Origin of the sequence: Geobacter sp. AOG1 (genome assembly GCF_019972315.1) — a bacterium.
Classification (GTDB): domain Bacteria; phylum Desulfobacterota; class Desulfuromonadia; order Geobacterales; family Geobacteraceae; genus Geomobilimonas.
This window is the reverse complement of the sequence record NZ_BLIZ01000001.1, coordinates 2,972,075-2,988,951: the sequence shown is the minus strand read 5'-3', so window position 1 is coordinate 2,988,951 and position 16,877 is coordinate 2,972,075. Positions and strand designations below refer to the sequence as shown.

The 16,877-nt window shown below is 56.8% G+C and carries 12 protein-coding genes, 1 tRNA gene and 1 riboswitch; all 13 genes read left to right on the top strand.

Translation table 11 applies throughout. The features are described from left to right. The first annotated feature begins 52 nt into the window (after positions 1-52). The 13 genes from LDN04_RS13595 to ftsH all read left to right on the top strand — a co-directional run bounded on the left by LDN04_RS13595 (position 53) and on the right by ftsH (position 16,833). Positions 53-3,172: a PAS domain-containing protein gene (locus LDN04_RS13595; RefSeq protein WP_223911610.1), complete on the top strand. Its 3,120-nt coding sequence runs from the start codon at positions 53-55 to the stop codon at positions 3,170-3,172. Beyond that, positions 3,159-4,304 carry a response regulator gene (locus LDN04_RS13590; RefSeq protein WP_223911606.1) on the top strand — a complete coding sequence of 382 codons (1,146 nt, stop codon included), beginning with the start codon at positions 3,159-3,161 and terminating at the stop codon, positions 4,302-4,304. The genes LDN04_RS13595 and LDN04_RS13590 overlap by 14 nt, the downstream gene beginning before the upstream one ends. Before the next feature lie 78 nt (positions 4,305-4,382). Continuing rightward, positions 4,383-4,459, top strand: a riboswitch (cyclic di-GMP riboswitch). A 178-nt stretch (positions 4,460-4,637) separates the two neighbouring features. Beyond that, positions 4,638-5,018: a tol-pal system YbgF family protein gene (locus LDN04_RS13585; RefSeq protein ID WP_223911603.1), complete on the top strand. Its 381-nt coding sequence runs from the start codon at positions 4,638-4,640 to the stop codon at positions 5,016-5,018. A 126-nt stretch (positions 5,019-5,144) separates the two neighbouring features. Beyond that, positions 5,145-6,413 carry an ExeA family protein gene (locus LDN04_RS13580; RefSeq protein ID WP_223911600.1) on the top strand — a complete coding sequence of 423 codons (1,269 nt, stop codon included), beginning with the start codon at positions 5,145-5,147 and terminating at the stop codon, positions 6,411-6,413. Continuing rightward, on the top strand, positions 6,410-7,015 hold the full coding sequence (locus tag LDN04_RS13575; RefSeq protein WP_223911597.1) for a hypothetical protein: 606 nt from the start codon (positions 6,410-6,412) through the stop codon (positions 7,013-7,015). The genes LDN04_RS13580 and LDN04_RS13575 overlap by 4 nt, the downstream gene beginning before the upstream one ends. Before the next feature lie 86 nt (positions 7,016-7,101). After that, positions 7,102-7,482: a DUF4398 domain-containing protein gene (locus LDN04_RS13570; protein ID WP_223911594.1), complete on the top strand. Its 381-nt coding sequence runs from the start codon at positions 7,102-7,104 to the stop codon at positions 7,480-7,482. A gap of 76 nt (positions 7,483-7,558) precedes the next feature. Then, positions 7,559-8,518 (top strand): OmpA family protein, encoded by a 960-nt coding sequence (locus LDN04_RS13565; RefSeq protein WP_223911592.1) that lies wholly within the window; start codon positions 7,559-7,561, stop codon positions 8,516-8,518. Positions 8,519-8,621: 103 nt separating this feature from the next. Next, positions 8,622-9,614, top strand: a complete 993-nt coding sequence (locus LDN04_RS13560) for a lysophospholipid acyltransferase family protein (protein WP_223911589.1) — start codon at positions 8,622-8,624, stop codon at positions 9,612-9,614. 120 nt (positions 9,615-9,734) lie between these two features. After that, complete coding sequence (locus tag LDN04_RS13555; RefSeq protein WP_223911585.1) at positions 9,735-12,053, top strand: hypothetical protein; 2,319 nt, start codon at positions 9,735-9,737, stop codon at positions 12,051-12,053. Between the two features lie 101 nt (positions 12,054-12,154). Then, entirely contained in the window at positions 12,155-13,144 is a 990-nt protein-coding gene (gene glk / locus LDN04_RS13550) for a glucokinase (protein WP_223911582.1), read from the top strand. Positions 13,145-13,329: 185 nt separating this feature from the next. Then, positions 13,330-13,406 (top strand) — tRNA-Met (locus tag LDN04_RS13545). 107 nt (positions 13,407-13,513) lie between these two features. Beyond that, a complete protein-coding gene (tilS, locus tag LDN04_RS13540) occupies positions 13,514-14,884 on the top strand; it encodes a tRNA lysidine(34) synthetase TilS (RefSeq protein ID WP_223911579.1) in 1,371 nt (456 codons plus the stop codon). 128 nt (positions 14,885-15,012) lie between these two features. Then, complete coding sequence (gene ftsH, locus LDN04_RS13535; protein ID WP_223911576.1) at positions 15,013-16,833, top strand: ATP-dependent zinc metalloprotease FtsH; 1,821 nt, start codon at positions 15,013-15,015, stop codon at positions 16,831-16,833. Positions 16,834-16,877: the final 44 nt, after the last annotated feature.

Below are 16,877 nucleotides of genomic sequence, written 5' to 3'. Positions count from 1 at the left end.
CATTCCCCTAGAGGTTCTACAACCATTGCACAACTGAACGATGAAGGTCACCATGGAAACCGATAAAAGAACCCGTGAAGAATTACTCGCCGAGATAGGTACGCTTCAAGGTCGTCTAGACGAAGCGGAACATGCCTTGCGTGCGGCACGGCAAAAGAACGCGGATGCTATCGCGGATGATGCTGTCTATCGCGCCATAGGTGAATCGATAGAGTACGGTGTCTGGGTCTGCGCACCCGACGGCCGCAATATCTACGCCAGCGAAAGTTTCCTCGCATTGGTGGGGATGACACAGGAACAGTGCTCAAGCTTCGGGTGGGGTGACGTGCTGCACCCCGATGACGCAGAAAAGACTGTCGAGGCCTGGAAAGAATGCGTGCGCACCGGTGGTACGTGGGATATCGAGCATCGCTATCTCGGCGTGGACGGGGAATATCACGACATTCTTGCACGTGGTGTGGCGGTGAAGAATGAGTTGGGCAAAATCCTCTGCTGGGCGGGCATCAATCTTGACATCAGCCGTTTTAAACACACGCAGAAGGAGCTGGTCAAGAGCAACCAGCGGCTCGACCTGCTCTCCAGGACCGCCCGCCGACTGCTGGAAAGCGAGACGCCCCAGGTCATCGTCGATTCTCTCTGCAGGGAAGTCATGGACTTTCTGGAGTGTGACGCTTTTTTCAATTTCCTGGTCGATGATGTCCGGCAGTGTCTGCACCTCAATGCCTGCGCCGGCATCCCGGAAGAGACGCAGGCCGAGATCGAGTGGCTTGAATACGGAGTAGCCGTCTGTGGCTGTGCTGCCCGTGATGCTTGCAGGATAGTGGCTGAAGATATCCAGCAAACGGCCGATCCGCGAACGGACTTGGTGAAATCCTTCGGTATTCGTGCCTATGCCTGTCATCCGTTGATGGCCCAGGGGAGAGTAATCGGGACACTCTCCTTTGGCACGCGCAGGAATGACAGCTTCTCGGACGACGAACTTGCGCTCATGCGGGCTGTAGCCGACATGGTCGCCATCGCAATGGAGCGGAAGCGAACGACTGCCGAAATCGAACGTCTCGCAACGTTCCCGCAACTGAACCCGAACCCGATTGTCGAGCTGGACATGGCTGGCCGGGTGACCTTCTGTAACCGTGCCGCGCAGGAAATCGTGAACAGTATCGGCGCCGGTGACGTTCACGTTCTTCTCCCGTCGGACATACACGAAATTCTGGCATCGATTAACGCGGGAGAGGTACACCAGTGGATTCGGGAACTGGAGATCGACAACCTGGCGTATCAGGTAAATGTGTACCATACCTCGCAGCACCAGGCTGTCCGCCTGTACATCAACGATATCACCGCCCTGAAACTGGTCCAGGAAAGGTTGGTGCGTGCCAACGAAGAGTTGGAGAAGCGGGTTGCGTCGCGGACCGCGGACCTGATAATAACCATCGAACGTATCCAAGAAGAAGTCGCCGAGCGCCAAAGGGTGGAAACCGCGCTCCGCAAGAGCAAGGAACGTTATATCCTGGCTGTTGAAGGGGCCAATGACGGCATCTGGGATTGGGATATCGAACATGGCACCGCGTTTGTTTCGCCCCGTTGGAAGAGCATGCTCGGCTATGGCGACGACGAAATCACAGATATTGTCAGGGAGTGGAAGGACCTTATTCATCCCGACGATTACCAGCGTTCCATTGACACAATTAACGACTATCTGGCCGGCAACACAACCGAATACCAGTTGGAATACCGGCTTCGCCACAAGGATGGCAGCTACCGCTGGATACTGACCCGCGGCACCTGTGTCCGTGATGCCGACGGAAAGCCGACCCGACTGGCAGGCTCCCACACCGACATAACTGAGCGCAAGGCCGATGAAGAACGCCTTACCCGGTTAAACCGCATTCATGCCGCCCTCAGCGGAACCGGCCTTGCCATTGTCCGCGCTACGGACCGGGAGGCCCTGTTCCGTGACATCTGCCGGATTGCGGTCGAGAGCGGCAATTTTCGTCTTGCCTGGATCGGTTTGCTGGATGTGGCAACAGGAGCCGTTGAGGTCGCTGCATCTGCTGGCCTTACCGGTTATCTGGACGGCATCCGGGTAACGGCCAGGGACGAGCCCGGGGGATGGGGGCCGACCGGTACCGTCATTCGTGAAGGGAAGAGTTGCATCTGCAACGACTACGAACATGACCCCCGCACCGCTCCCTGGCATGAGCGGGCACGTACCTACGGAATCATGTCTTCAGCGGCAACTCCCCTCAGGCTTGAGGGTGCTGTCATCGGCGCCTTGACCCTCTATGCGGGAGAAAGGGATTTCTTCGATGTCGACATGATCGATCTTCTCGAGCAGATGTCCGCGAACGTCTCTTTTGCTCTCGACAATCTCAACACGACAGCCCGCCGTCGGGAGGCGGAAGCGGCCCTGCAGAGGGAAACCCTGGAACGTCTTCAGGCCATCGAGGAACTGCGCGCCAGGGAACGCATCATGATTCAGCAGGGGCGACAGGCGGCCATGGGAGAGATGATCGGCAATATCGCCCACCAGTGGCGGCAGCCACTCAATACCCTCGGCCTCATCATCCAGCAGATGAAGTATTATTACGAACTGGGCGAATTCAATGGGGACTTTCTGGAGAGCAGCACCCAAAAGGCAATGGCGCTGATCAAGCACATGTCGCATACGATTGAGGATTTCCGGGATTTCTTCAAACCGGACAAGGAAATGTCCCCCTTCAGTATCAATACCGCGGTCAAGCAATCTGTCGCGCTTATCGATGCGAACTTCAAGTCCCAGTTCATCAACCTGGAGGTGGACACTTCTGTCGATACAATCATCAACGGGTATGCCAATGAATTTTCCCAGGCAATCCTGAATATCCTGGTCAACGCCAGAGACGTTCTCCAAGAACGGTCAGTTGCCAATGGTCAGGTGCGGATACAGTCGCAAAAGGAAGACGGCAACGCGGTCGTCGTCATCTCCGATAATGGCGGCGGCATCCCTGACGAGATCATGGAGAAAATATTTGATCCTTATTTTACCACCAAGGGGCCGGACAAGGGGACCGGGATCGGCCTGTACATGGCGAAAACCATCATCGAACGGAACATGGGGGGGAGACTGATTGCTTCCAACAGTCAGGGAGGCGCCATGTTCAGGATTGAGGTTAAATATGGGGACAATTGATCCGGACGGTCACGGCATATCCTTACTCTATGTGGAAGATGAACAGGATGCTCGGGAGATGCTCGGCGAGATCATCGGCCGCCATTATCCGGACGTACGGATATTTGTCGCCGAGAATGGTGAAGCTGGGCTCGACTCATTCAAGCGAAATCGGCCGGAAATTGTCATTACCGATATCAACATGCCGGTTACCGACGGCATCCGGATGGCGACGGAAATCAGATCGTTGAGTCCCGCCACCGAGATTATTGCCCTGACCGCGTATACCAATACACAGCACCTGCTGCAAGCCATCGAGATCGGCATCAGCAATTACATCCTGAAGCCGATCGACATGGAACAGATTTTTCGGGTCATAGACAAGGCCCTCGCCCTGATCCGGTCGGAGCGGGCGATTGTCCGGCAAAACGACGTGATCAGGAACCTCAATGAAGAGCTTGTCAAAAAGGCGGCGGAACTTGAAATGGCGAACCGGGAGCTTGAGTCGTTCAACTACACCGTTGCCCACGACCTGCGTTCACCCATGGCCGCCATAAGCGGCTACTCCCAGGTACTGCTCGACATGCATGCCTCAGGCCTAGACGACGCGGGCAAAGGCTATCTTCAGGTGATTAACCGGGAGATTCTCCGCATGAACAACCTCACTGGCGCCCTGCTCAAATTCTCCGTACACTCGCGAAAGCAAGTGGTAAAAAGATGGACGAACCTCAGCGTCATGGCCAACGAAATCAAGGACAATCTGCTGGCACTTGAACCGGGGCGACGGGTGGATTTTTGTATAGTCGAGGGGATCAACGGATATGGAGATCCGGACCTTTTGCGGATAGTCCTGGAAAATCTGCTCGGCAACGCCTGGAAGTATTCCGTGAAAAAGAAGGGTGTCCGTATCGAGTTCGGTACGATCAACAAGGAAGAGGATCTCGTCTATTTTGTACGTGACAACGGTCAGGGGTTCGAACAGCAGGATGCGGAAAAGCTTTTTGTTCCCTTTCAGCGCCTGCAGCATGAAGACGAAATAGACGGGTTGGGCATCGGCCTCTCAACGGTGTACAGGATTATCCAGCGTCATGGCGGCCGGGTCTGGGCCGAGGGCGAAAAAGACAAGGGGGCTGTATTCTTCTTCACTCTCTGATGCCGGGAAATCAGGAATTCTTGCTTGATTTTTTCAGTCGTGACGGATAGACTGAAACCCGTTATTACACAAATAGATAGACGACAATACTAAACTGTCCGCAAGGGCAGGACGGAAAGCCTACAGGGTCTCACCGAGACAGCCGGGTCGCCGAAATATCGAACTTCGATACGAGGCCCCGGCATTTTTTGTTCTTATCCGGGGGAAAGGACAAAAGAGATGGGGTCCGAGGCGGGAGAAGTAGGTTGCTCGTCACACGTGCAGGTGTCGGGAAGTAACGGCAGGTTTGTGCCGCATATCCGTAGACCCGTTGTTTCCCGTTTTCTCGCCTTGGTGGCAGTCGTAGCATCCTGTGCGTTTGTCATCCCGGCGTTCAGTGCGGAACAGCCCGATGACTGTCAGTCGTTTATAGACGGCTTCGAGGCGTATAAACAGAAGGATTTCGACACGTCTCAGGGGAAATTGAGGGGGGTGCTGGAAAAATATCCCGACAGTCCCCTCAGGGATGTGGTTCTTTTCTGGCTGGCCCGTTCCTACTACAAGAACGGTAACCAGTTGGAAGCGGCGCGCTACATGTCCACGTTTGCCAGGGAATATCCTGACAGCCCGCTGCTCGCGCTTGTGGAGGACGATTTGAACGGGCTGGTTGTCCGTTATGAGAAGGGGGAATTGCTTCCCACTCTGGCCGGAAAAGCTGCGCCCCTCGGCGGCTGAGCATAGGGAGTCGGGTCTCTCTGCAGAGTGTAAGCATTCAATAGATGCTCTTTGCACTTTATGGCAAGGGGCAAGTGTGGTAATAGTTATTCCCATCTCACGATAAACGACTGTCAGGGAATGACCATGTATTGGGAGCATTTCGGATTTACCGAGCCACCGTTTGCCCTTACGCCGAACCCCGAATTTCTCTTTCTGAGCGCTAATCATCAGGAGGCATTCGCCCATCTCCTGTTTGCCATCGATACCCGTGCCGGGTTCATCGAACTTTCGGGGGAGGTGGGAACCGGCAAGACGACCATCATCAGGACCATCCTGAACCAACTTGACCCTGAAACCCACCGGACCGCCCTCATTTTCAATCCGAGCATTTCCCCCCTCGGTCTCCACCAGGAGATCAACCGTGAATACGGCCTTCCCTGCAGCAGCCAAGATGTACGCGAACTACACACGTCGCTCAATGAATTCCTTCTCGAACAGAATCGCGCCGACCGCACCGTCGTCCTTGTCATCGATGAGGCCCAGAATCTTTCGAGCGACGTGCTCGAACAGGTGCGCCTCATTTCCAATCTGGAAACCGAGCGTGCAAAGCTGATCCAGATCGTGCTCGTGGGACAGCCCGAACTGCAAACTCTTCTTGCTCGTCAGGATCTCCGGCAACTCAACCAGCGGATCACGGTCCGTTATCATTTGAAACCGATGGAGTTCGACGATGTCCATGACTATATCCGTCACCGGATAAAAGTTGCCGCGGACGGGGGGGAGCCGGTCGCCTTTTTGCCTCGCGCGGTCAAGAGGATATGCCGGTTTTCGGGGGGGCTCCCCCGACTGATAAACGCCGTCTGTGACCGGGCGTTGCTTCTGGCGTACACGATGGAGACCAGAGAAATTTCCCCTGCCATGGCGATGCGGGCGATTCGTGACGTCAACAGGGAGGAGCGACGCCCGGCGTTTTGGATCAGCCGTGTCGCCATTGCCGTACTCGTCGTGCTCCTGCTGGCAGCGGCCGTGATGGCATTTCTTACCCAACGCACTGTTGGAGCACGGGAACAGAAGGCAGGTCTCTCAATCACCCCTGCTGAACGCACTGTTGTGAATCAGGAAGAGGCTGTCGGCGGGGTAAAGGTCCTCCAGCAACTTCTCAAGGGGACTGGTCACTATAACGGCGCCCTGACCGGCATTTTCGACAGTACGACAGAGAATGCTGTCCGGGGCTTTCAGCAGGCGGAACGATTGAAAGTTGACGGCAAGCCGGGAGGGAAAACTCTGGCACGCCTCTATCAGCGGGCTGGGGGAACGTTTGCATCCGTGTCTTCATCGGTTGGTGGAAGGGGAGGGGGTGCCGCTGCGGGTGGGGCGTCCCCAGGGCCGGCGGATGCGGGGCGGTCGCGATGAGCATGATACTCGACGCATTGCGGAAAATGGAACAGGATCGCAAGCTGCGCCGCCAGGGTGCGGCCAGTTTGCGCCCGGAGGTGCTCAGTTACCGGGGCCGTTCGTCGAAACACCGCCGGACCTCTTTTATTTTCTGGATCATTGGTGCCCTTCTCGTTGTTGCAGGTGCCGGCGGGGGGCTATGGATAAGCAGCGGTAAAAGCAGTACCCCATTGCGGCCAGCACAGGAAATCCAGGTTGCCGCGGCTCCCGAGGTGATCCCCCCCGTACGGCCCACTGCCCCTCCGGCACCTATGTCTCTTCCGCAATCACCAGCGCCTGCCACCCTGACGCCCCGTCAGTTGCCGGTCCGGAAGGCACCCGTTGCCGCGCCCCTCACCCATGCCGAGGAATCGCTAGGCAATGCCGGCATTACCATTTCGGGGATAGCATGGCAGGATGAGCGTGAACTGAGGCGGGCGGTGATCAACGGAGCACTGGTCGGGGAAGGAGCCGATGTGGGGGGGGCTCGCGTTGTTGAGATCAAGGAAAATCGTGTCAGGTTTTCGCGAGGCGGCCAGGTATTTGAAGTCCTGTACTCCTCGGCCTTTCCATTTCAATGATGGGTAGCCAGCGCCGTCATTGCATAACGCTTGTTTTCCTGCACTCCCCACGGAGGCGGGGTCATTTCCCCTGAAAGGAGCGGAACATGAACGTACTACAGAGAATATCGAGGCTTCTCACTGCCATGACCCTGGGGTGCCTGCTCGCAGGATGTGCCGGTGATGGCAGCCTGCTGGCTGACAAAATCAAGGCCGGTGAGAGTGCGGTCGTAGCCGCGCGGGATAGTTCGGCCTCGGTTAGTGCTGCAGCTGATTTGAAGAGTGCGGAGGAAAAGCTTGCCGCTGCACGGGCTGCAGAGCTTGAGAAGGAGTATGACGCGGGAGTCCGTCTGGCAGAAGAGGCGCAGGTTGACGCCGACTATGCCCGGGCACGGGCAACTGCAGCCAAAGCCAGAAAAACGGCCGACGACATGCGTGCAAATGTCAAGGCCTTGAAAAAGGAAGTCGAGTCGATGCCACTGCAGTAAAGTGGGGCGCTCACGATGCAGAGACTACTGACAACAAGACTCTACTGACAAGTTCTTATTCAAGAGGGGGTAACCCATGACCAGATTTTTATCTACAGCAATGGGGAGAGTAACGGGCAGTATCATACTGTTGAGTCTGATGGCGGCGTGCGGTCCATCCCAGTCGGACACGATGGCTAGGGACCGGCTTGAGCAGGCGCGTGCCGCATATAACACGGCAAAAAACAATGAGAACGTCCAGGTGTATGCGCCTGTCCCCTTGATTGAGGCGGAAAAAGCCATGACGCTGGCGGAACGGGCAAAAGACCCGATCGATATCTCTCATCTGTCGTACCTCGCCGAAAAGCGATCGCTCATAGCCGTTGCCATTGCCGAAGGGAAGGTGGCTGAGAACGATGCCCTCCTTCTCAATCGGGAGAGTTCGGAGATTCTACTGATGAAACGTGAGCGGGAGGCGAAGATAGCCAGGACCCGGGCCGATGCAACGGCGGCGGAATTGGAAAAAATACGGCTGGAATCCGAAATAAAAACGCGTGAACTTGACATGATGAAGCGGGAAGCGGAAAAGGCCAGGTTGCTGGCAGATGCCAAAATCCGTGAATCCCAGCAGTTGCTGAAAGAAATGTCCGAACTCAAGGCGCGACAGACCGAGCGGGGGATTGTCCTCACCATTGGCGATGTGCTTTTTGCCACCGGCAAGGCCGACATCACGAGCGGTGCCATGCGCAGTATGGACAAGTTGGCCGAATTCCTCAAGGCCCAACCGACGCGCAATGTTGTGATTGAAGGCTATACCGACAGTGTGGGAGGTGACAATTATAACCTTGAACTTTCGGAAAAGCGTGCCGAATCTGCTAAAAATGAGCTCGTCGTGCGGGGAATAGCGGTTGAGCGGATCACGACAAGAGGGTTTGGCAAGAGAGATCCGGTGGCGAGCAATGACACGCCGGAAGGACGTAAATTGAACAGACGGGTGGAGGTAATCATTCTGAATGATGTGGTAAAGCCGGATGGGGTCAAACTCGATACTCTGTGATGTTTTTGACTCTTGTGAAACTGCTTGACACATTTCTACAGAGGATGTCAGTATTTATAATTATCTAATTCATTTAGCCAGATAGTCGCGAGACAGATTTCACATGAAAGAACACCATGTTATGGATATTGAGCAGATACACATCACGACAGATGCCACATCCGTCGTGGACACGGAATGCTGCACCCGCTTTATGAAACAACTGAAATGGCGGGTGGGGATGGGGATCTTCATTGTGGTTTCCCTCCCCGTAGTCCTGCTCCCCCGGAGGGTTGCCGTGAAACTTGGCGAACTGACCGGCATCCTTCTTTTTCATCTGTTCCGCCGCGAGAGGGTCAGGTCCATCGAAAACATCCGGGAATCTCTCTCCTTTTTCGAACGAAGGGGGGGATTGGATCCAGCGCATGGTTCTCCCTACGCGATAGCCCGAAGGACGTTTGCACATTATGGCAAATCCATGGTCGAAGTCCTCAAGCTCTACTATGGAGTTGGGCAGGGGATTATAGACAGTGTGGAAATCCGGGGACTGGAGCATTACCGGAAAGCCTGTGAACGGGATAAAGGGGTCGTCTTTATTACGGGGCATTGTGGGAACTGGGAGTTGATGGCCCTGGCATTCGGAGCTCGTCATGCACCCGTTTCGGTCGTCGCGAAGCGTCAAGGTAATCAGTTTTTTAATTCAGCGGTAGAGAGGCTTCGCAGCAATTTTCGCAATGGTGTGATCTATGCCGATGGTGCGGCACGGAAGGTTTTCTATGAACTGAGGGGGAAGGGGGTAGTGGGGATACTCCTGGACAAGGTGGTAAAACCTCAGGAGGGGGCTCTGGTCGATTTTCTGGGGAGACCGGCCTGGACACCGACCATGCCGGCCATCATAGCTGAAAAGACCGGCGTTCCCCTTGTCCCCATATTCATCCATCGGGAAGGTAATGGGCATGTCATCACCATATCCCCCGAGGTGCAACTTCCAACTGACGACACGGGAAAGGCGGACCCCGTGGCCGTTACGCAAGAACTGACAGGCCATATTGAAAATCATATTCGGATGCACCCCCACGAATGGATGTGGATGTACAAGCGCTGGAAAAACGTGTGAGGGTGCGAATCATGTGAATCGAGGTATGCTTGAAAGTGTCCATCTGCACATGCCGGATGTGACACTTTCTGCTTTCAAGCCGGCTACGAGAAAGTGCACGACGCTTTCGAGGAGGTTGCAATGAATCGCTATCCCATGCTGTCCCGTTTCCTGCTGTTTGCCCTGCTCTGCACTGTTATATTCCTGTCTGGCAACGCTGTGGCTGCTGTCGCCAATACGGAGTGGCCCCGGACGTTCAGCGACCAGGGGATGACTGTCACCGTTTATCAACCTCAGCCGGAGTCCCTGGAAGGAAACCTGCTGAAAGGCCGTGCCGCTATTTCGGTCATACCCAAAGGGGAAAAGGAACCTGTTTTCGGCGCAGTCTGGCTTGAGTCCAAGGTCGCCATCGACCGGGACCAGCGGACCGTCCAGGTCCTCAGTACCAACGTGCCGCGGGTACGATTCGCGGATGCCACGCCGGACCAGCAGGCATATTTCAGCAGATTTCTCGAAAATGAGCTCAATGCGGCTCACCTCTCCATGAACTATGACCAACTCCTCGCCAGCCTCAGTGTCGCTCAGAAGGAGCGCCGGGAAGCCGAGGAGTTGAACATGACCCCGCCGAAAATTATCTTCGAGACGGTCCCTGCGATACTGGTTCTGATCGACGGCGAACCTCGCCTCCGTGACGTGGAGGGGACGAAGCTGAAGCGCATCGTCAACACTCCCTTCTTCATCGTTCTCGACACCTCGACGGGGACCTACTGGCTGAACGGTGGAAGCAGATGGTTTGTCGCGCGCGAAATAAAGGGGAACTGGCAACAGAATCCGACACCTCCCAAAGAGGTAGCCGGTGCGCTCGCGGCCGAACTGGACACCGTAAAGGCAAAAATCACCAAACCGGAAACCTCTGGCGACCAGCGGGTACCCAAGATTATCGTCGCCACCGAGCCTACGGAACTGATTGTCTTCGACGGCGAGCCTAAGTTTACCCCCCTCACCGGTAGCGATCTCCTCTATGTCATCAACACGGAAGACGATGTTTTCATGGATATGACAGGTCAGCAGTACTACGTGGTCCTTGCCGGCCGGTGGTACCGGAGCGGCTCGCTCAGGGGGCCGTGGGAATTTGTCCGCCCTGACCACCTTCCGCAGGCATTCGCCAGAATACCCGAGTCGTCGGAGAAGGGAAAAGTGCTCCCCTTTGTGGCTGGCAGCCGACAGGCACAGGAAGCATTCATGGATGCCCAGATTCCGCAGACCGCTGCCATTAAGCGCAATGAGGCCAGTCTGAACGTCGTTTACGATGGTGAGCCCAGGTTCGAGCCGGTTCCTAAAACGACCATAGAGCAGGCGGTCAATACCCAAGAAACGGTACTCAGGATTGGCGACAGGTACTACTGTTGTCACCAGGCGGTCTGGTACGTGGCCGATTCGCCTGAAGGGCCATGGGTGGTTGCAGACTATGTCCCCCCCGAGGTGCAGACCATTCCCCCCGAGAGCCCGGCTTACAATGTTAAATACGTCCGGGTCTATGATGCGACCCCTGATGTTGTGTACGTCGGCTACACACCTTCCTATCTGGGGTGCTATCCCTATTACGGGACGGTCGTGTATGGTACCGGCTACTATTATCCCCCCTACTTTGGTCCCCTATACTACTACCCGCGCCCGTTCACCTGGGGGTTCCATGTGAACTTCAACCCCTGGACCGGCTGGAGCTATGGCATGAGCTGGAGCGCCGGCTGGTTGGATTTCAGCCTCGGTTTCGGGTACTACGGCGGTTGGTGGGGGCCGGGAGGGTACCTCTGGCGCCCCAACCACAACTACTTCTACCGGCCGGTCAATATCTACCGTCCAGTGGGTACGAATGTCGGCATCAGGGGCACCGGTACCCGGTCCTTCAGCGGCAATAGACCTCTCCGGAACGTCACGAGCCTCTACAGTCGTGGCGACAACGCCAGGATACTTGCTGGCAGTGGTGCATGGAACCGGGTGGGGAGACAGACTGCTGCTCCACGAGTCTCCACCAGAGGGCAGGTGAACAATGTCTTCACCGACAGGGAAGGGAATGTCATGCGCCGTGGCAAGGACGGCAGCTGGCAGCGACGGGAGCAGGGGACATGGAAACCGGCTGATAGAAAAACGGGTGCAACGGGGGCTGTGCCTCCGGCAATGAATCGCGGCGGAGGGGGCACACTCGATCGCGATTATGAAGGGCGCAGGAGGGGGATCGAGCGGGCACAGAGTTATCGTCCTCCCCAGAGCTACCAACGCTCCCAGGGATATCGTTCGCAACAGGGGTACCAACGGCCGGCCGGTGGCTATTCCCGTCCTTCAGGGGGAGCTGTTGCACCATCCCGCGGTGGCGGTGGTTACTCCCGTCCTTCGGGGGGCGGTTCTTCCCGAGGTGGTGGTTATGTCCCCTTGCCGGGTGGCGGAGGGCGGAGCCGGTAGGGAGGGCATCGTTGTTTGTGGTCCGTCCCAGCAGTTGTGACCTCATGTCAGAAAGCAGATCAAGTTGCCAATCGGGCAACCACGGGAAAGGTGTGCAGCGGATGCGGGTACTTGCGGGTGATATCGGCGGAACATCGGCGCGGCTTGCCTGCTTCGCCGTGCATGACGGAGGTTTGGAAACAGTCGCTGAGCGCTGGTACAAAAGTGGTGAACATGGCAGCCCTATTGAAGTAGTCCGGAACTTCATGGATGAGTACGGTGTGACGGTGGACCGGGCCTGTTTCGGTGTTGCCGGACCTGTCCTGGAGGGGAGGGTGCAGACGCCGAACCTGCCATGGATAGTGGATGGGGAGGAACTGGCGCGGACCCTGGCGCTTCCGGAGGTAATGGTCATCAACGACCTGGAGGCAAATGCCCACGGCATCGACCTCCTGGGAGGCGAGGATTTTGCCATTCTCAATCCAGGTGTCACCAGCCCGGGCGGAACCATTGCCGTTATTTCGGCGGGCACCGGGTTGGGGGTCGCCTTTGCATACTGGGACGGAACCGGCCATCGGCCCCTTCCCAGCGAAGGGGGGCACGCCGATTTTGCCCCCCGGAACGAGCTGGAGACGGAACTCCTCCTTCATCTTCGCGCCACACATGGCCGGGTCAGTTGCGAACGGGTGGTTTCCGGGCCAGGGCTCCGGAACATCTACCGCTTTCTCCGTGATTGCAAACATGTCCCGGAGAGCCAGGAGGTAGCCGCGGAAATGCTCGCCGACGACCCCTCCCGTGCCATATCCCGGGCAGCCCTTGATGGGAGGTGTGAGCTCTGCATCCGGACCCTCGACCTGTTCGTCTCCCTTTATGGGGCCGAAGCGGGAAATGTGGCGCTCCGTTATCTCGCCACTGGCGGAATTTACGTGGGTGGGGGGATTGCCCCCCAAATCATCGACAAGCTCAAGGAATCGGCATTCATGATGGCCTTCACGGCCAAGGGGAGGCTTAGCCCTCTGCTGGAAACCATTCCGGTGCGGGTCATCCTCAACGAGAGGACTGCCCTGCTGGGGGCAGGCCGCTGCGCTGCGCGGGAGCGGCGAGTTGGTTGAAGGTCGCAGGTGCATGTCTTGATGACCGAGATGCAATGCAAAGAGGCACTCCTTTTTTCTTGACACCAGTAGGGAACTGTTTTATAAACTTTGTTTCCTGAGGTTTTAATTTCGTTGCATCTTCCTTCCGCACCTACATACCGACCTCTTTGGCCATCCCAGGGAGGTTTTTTATACACGAGCTTGGCGGTGTAGCTCAGCTGGTTAGAGCATACGGCTCATATCCGTAGTGTCCGGGGTTCAAGTCCCTGCACCGCCACCATTTTTACAGCCCCTCTTTACGAAAGAGGGGTTTTTTTATGCCCGCAATTTGCTAGTATAGCGACATACAAGGATTACCATCGGGAGCTACGTGTGCAGCGTCAGGTTTTGGACACAGTAAGAGAATACGGGTTATTCGCGGAAGGGGAGCGGGTCGTGGTGGCTGTGTCGGGTGGGGCCGATTCCGTGGCGCTGCTCGATCTCCTCGTTAACCTGCAGGAGCTTGGGCTTTATCTTGTGGTAGCCCATCTCAATCACCAGCTTCGGGGTTCGGAGTCCGATGGTGATGAGGAGTTCGTTGTCAGACTGGCGGATAGCTACAAGCTTCCCGTAGAAGCCCGCCGAGTGGATGTGCGAAAACTCGCTCGTCGGCAGAGGCTTTCCCTGGAAGAGGCGGGAAGAGTGGCGCGCTATCGTTTTTTCGACGAGATTGCCGCAACCCATGGCGCCCGGTGTGTGGCCCTCGCCCACCATGCCGATGACCAGGCCGAAACGGTACTGCTGCGCCTGCTGCGTGGAGCGGGAGGAAGCGGTTTGGCTGCCATGCGTCCCCGTTCGGCTGATGGAAGGTATGTGCGGCCTCTCCTGCGGGTAAGTCGCCGTGAAATTGAGGAATATCTGGCAGGACGCAATCTTTCCTGCCGTACGGACAGCAGCAACAGCGATACGAGCTTTCTGCGCAACCGTGTGCGTCATGAACTACTGCCATTCCTTGCCGGCTATAACGGGAGAATCGCCTCACAACTGGCGACGACCGCCGAAATGCTGGCGGCGGACGAGGAATTGATGGAGCAGGTCGTTGCCGCTGCGTTCACCCGTTATGGCGTCTTTGAAAATGGAGAGTCCATCTTGAACATGGAAGGAGTGTCTGCCGAGCCTCGCGGCTTGAGGCTTCGCCTCTACCGGCATGCACTCCGCCTGGTCAAGGGGAACCTGGCCCGAATCGGCTTCGTTCATCTTCACGCCATTGACCGCCTCTTGCATGATGCCGGCACGGGTGCGAGCCTTGACCTGCCGGATGGCACCCGGGTGAAAAGGGGATACGGGCAGCTCATCTTTACCATCGGAGGGCGTGAAGAACTGTCCAGAGAGTGGGAGGTCGTGGTGGAAGGGGCGGGGAGCTATAACCTTCCCGGCGGTACGGTGCTGGTTGTGGAGCATGGGGAAGTACCCACCAACCTGCGTGAAATCAAACCGACAGTTGTCTATCTGGATGCGGAACGGGTCCCTTTCCCTTTGCATGTGCGCAACTTTCGCCCGGGGGACCGGTTCGCTCCCCTTGGTATGGCGGGACACAAGAAGGTAAAGGAGCTTTTCATCGACTGCAAAATCCCCCGTGACAGGCGGTGGCGTGTACCTCTTGTTTTCAGCATGTCCCGGTTGGTCTGGGTTGCAGGGGTGAGACCTGCCGCTGAAGCCTGTCTGACGCCGTCTACGGCGGATGTTCTGAAAGTCGAAATTCTCGGTCTTATGCCTTAAAGAGCTTGTAAAACAAGGGCTCTTATGGTACTTTTCAGCGTTAAAACGCGTTGTAAAAAGCCATTGCAGACCATACCCATGCTGTCGGCCATGACGCCGCAGTTCACCCGATTCCCCGAGGAGGCCCCTTGAACCAGTTTTATAAAAACCTTGCTCTCTGGCTCGTCATCAGTCTCATGATGATACTTCTCTTCAACCTCTTCAACAAACCGAAACCGACCCAGGAAAAGCTCGCCTTCAGCGATTTCATCGCGGCGGTTGATTCGGGCAAGATCAATGCGGTTACCATCCAGGGTAACGAGGTGTACGGCAAGTTTACGGACGGCAAGGATTTCCGCACCTACAAGCCTTCCGATGCCATGCTCTCCGAAACGCTTCTGGAGAAGAAGGTTGCCATCAATGCCAAGCCGGAGGAGGAAAAATTCTCCTGGTTCTCCATCTTCATCTCCTGGTTCCCGCTTCTCTTCCTTGTGGGGATATGGATTTTCTTCATGCGCCAGATGCAGGTGGGTGGCGGCAAGGCCATGTCATTCGGCAAGAGCCGGGCAAAGCTCCTGACCGAGGCTCAGGGAAAGATCACCTTCGAGGACGTGGCTGGGATCGAAGAGGCGAAGGAGGAACTGGAAGAGATCATTTCCTTCCTCAAGGACCCGAAGAAATTCACCAAGCTGGGGGGTCGTATCCCCAAAGGTGTGCTTCTCATGGGCCCCCCGGGTACCGGTAAGACCCTTCTTGCCCGTGCCATCGCCGGTGAGGCGGGGGTGCCGTTCTTCTCCATCTCCGGTTCGGATTTCGTGGAGATGTTCGTTGGAGTCGGTGCGAGCCGGGTCCGTGATCTTTTCGTCCAAGGGAAAAAGAGTGCTCCGTGCATCATCTTCATCGACGAGATCGATGCCGTCGGACGTCACCGCGGTGCCGGTCTCGGCGGTGGCCACGACGAGCGGGAGCAGACCCTCAATCAGCTTCTCGTGGAGATGGACGGCTTCGAGTCCAACGAGGGGGTCATTCTGATTGCCGCCACCAACCGTCCCGACGTCCTCGACCCGGCGCTGCTCCGTCCCGGCCGTTTCGACCGCCAGGTGGTGGTTCCCCGTCCCGACGTGAAGGGTCGCGAAATGATCCTCAAGGTGCATGCCAAGAAGGTACCCCTCTCTCCCGAGGTCGATCTGGGAGTCATCGCCCGCGGTACTCCCGGCTTCTCCGGTGCCGATCTTTCCAACGTGGTGAACGAGGCGGCACTTCTTGCCGCCAGGAAGAACAAGAATGTTGTGGAGATGATCGACTTCGATGACGCCAAGGACAAGGTTCTCATGGGGGTTGAACGACGCAGTATGGTGATCTCCGACGAGGAGAAGAAGAACACCGCCTATCACGAGGCGGGGCATACCCTGGTGGCCAAGCTGATTCCCGGCACCGATCCGGTGCACAAGGTTTCCATCATCCCCCGTGGTCGAGCGCTCGGTGTTACCATGCAGCTTCCCATCGAGGACAAGCACAGTTACACCAAGGAGTCGCTCCTCGACCGGATCGCCGTTCTCATGGGTGGCCGGGCTGCCGAGGAGATCATCTTCAATAGCATGACCACCGGCGCCGGCAACGACATCGAACGGGCCACCGAAATTGCCCGGAAGATGGTCTGTGAGTGGGGGATGAGCGAAAAACTCGGCCCCGTGACCTTCGGCAAGAAGGACGAGCAGATTTTCCTCGGCCGGGAGATGGCTACCCAGAAGAATTTCAGCGAGGCCACGGCGGTGGAGATCGACGGCGAGATCCGGCGGATCGTGGAGCAGAATTACAGTCGTGTCATCCGACTGCTCAGCGCCAACGTCGACGTACTTCACCTGCTTTCCAAGGAACTCATTGAGAAGGAAAATCTCACGGGGGACGAAGTGGACACCATCATCAAGGGTGCAGCTGCCGGCCAGCAAGGTGAGGTCGCCCCATCCTGACCGGTTGTCGTGGCCATTCCCCGCAGTCGTTGCGTTGGACGATT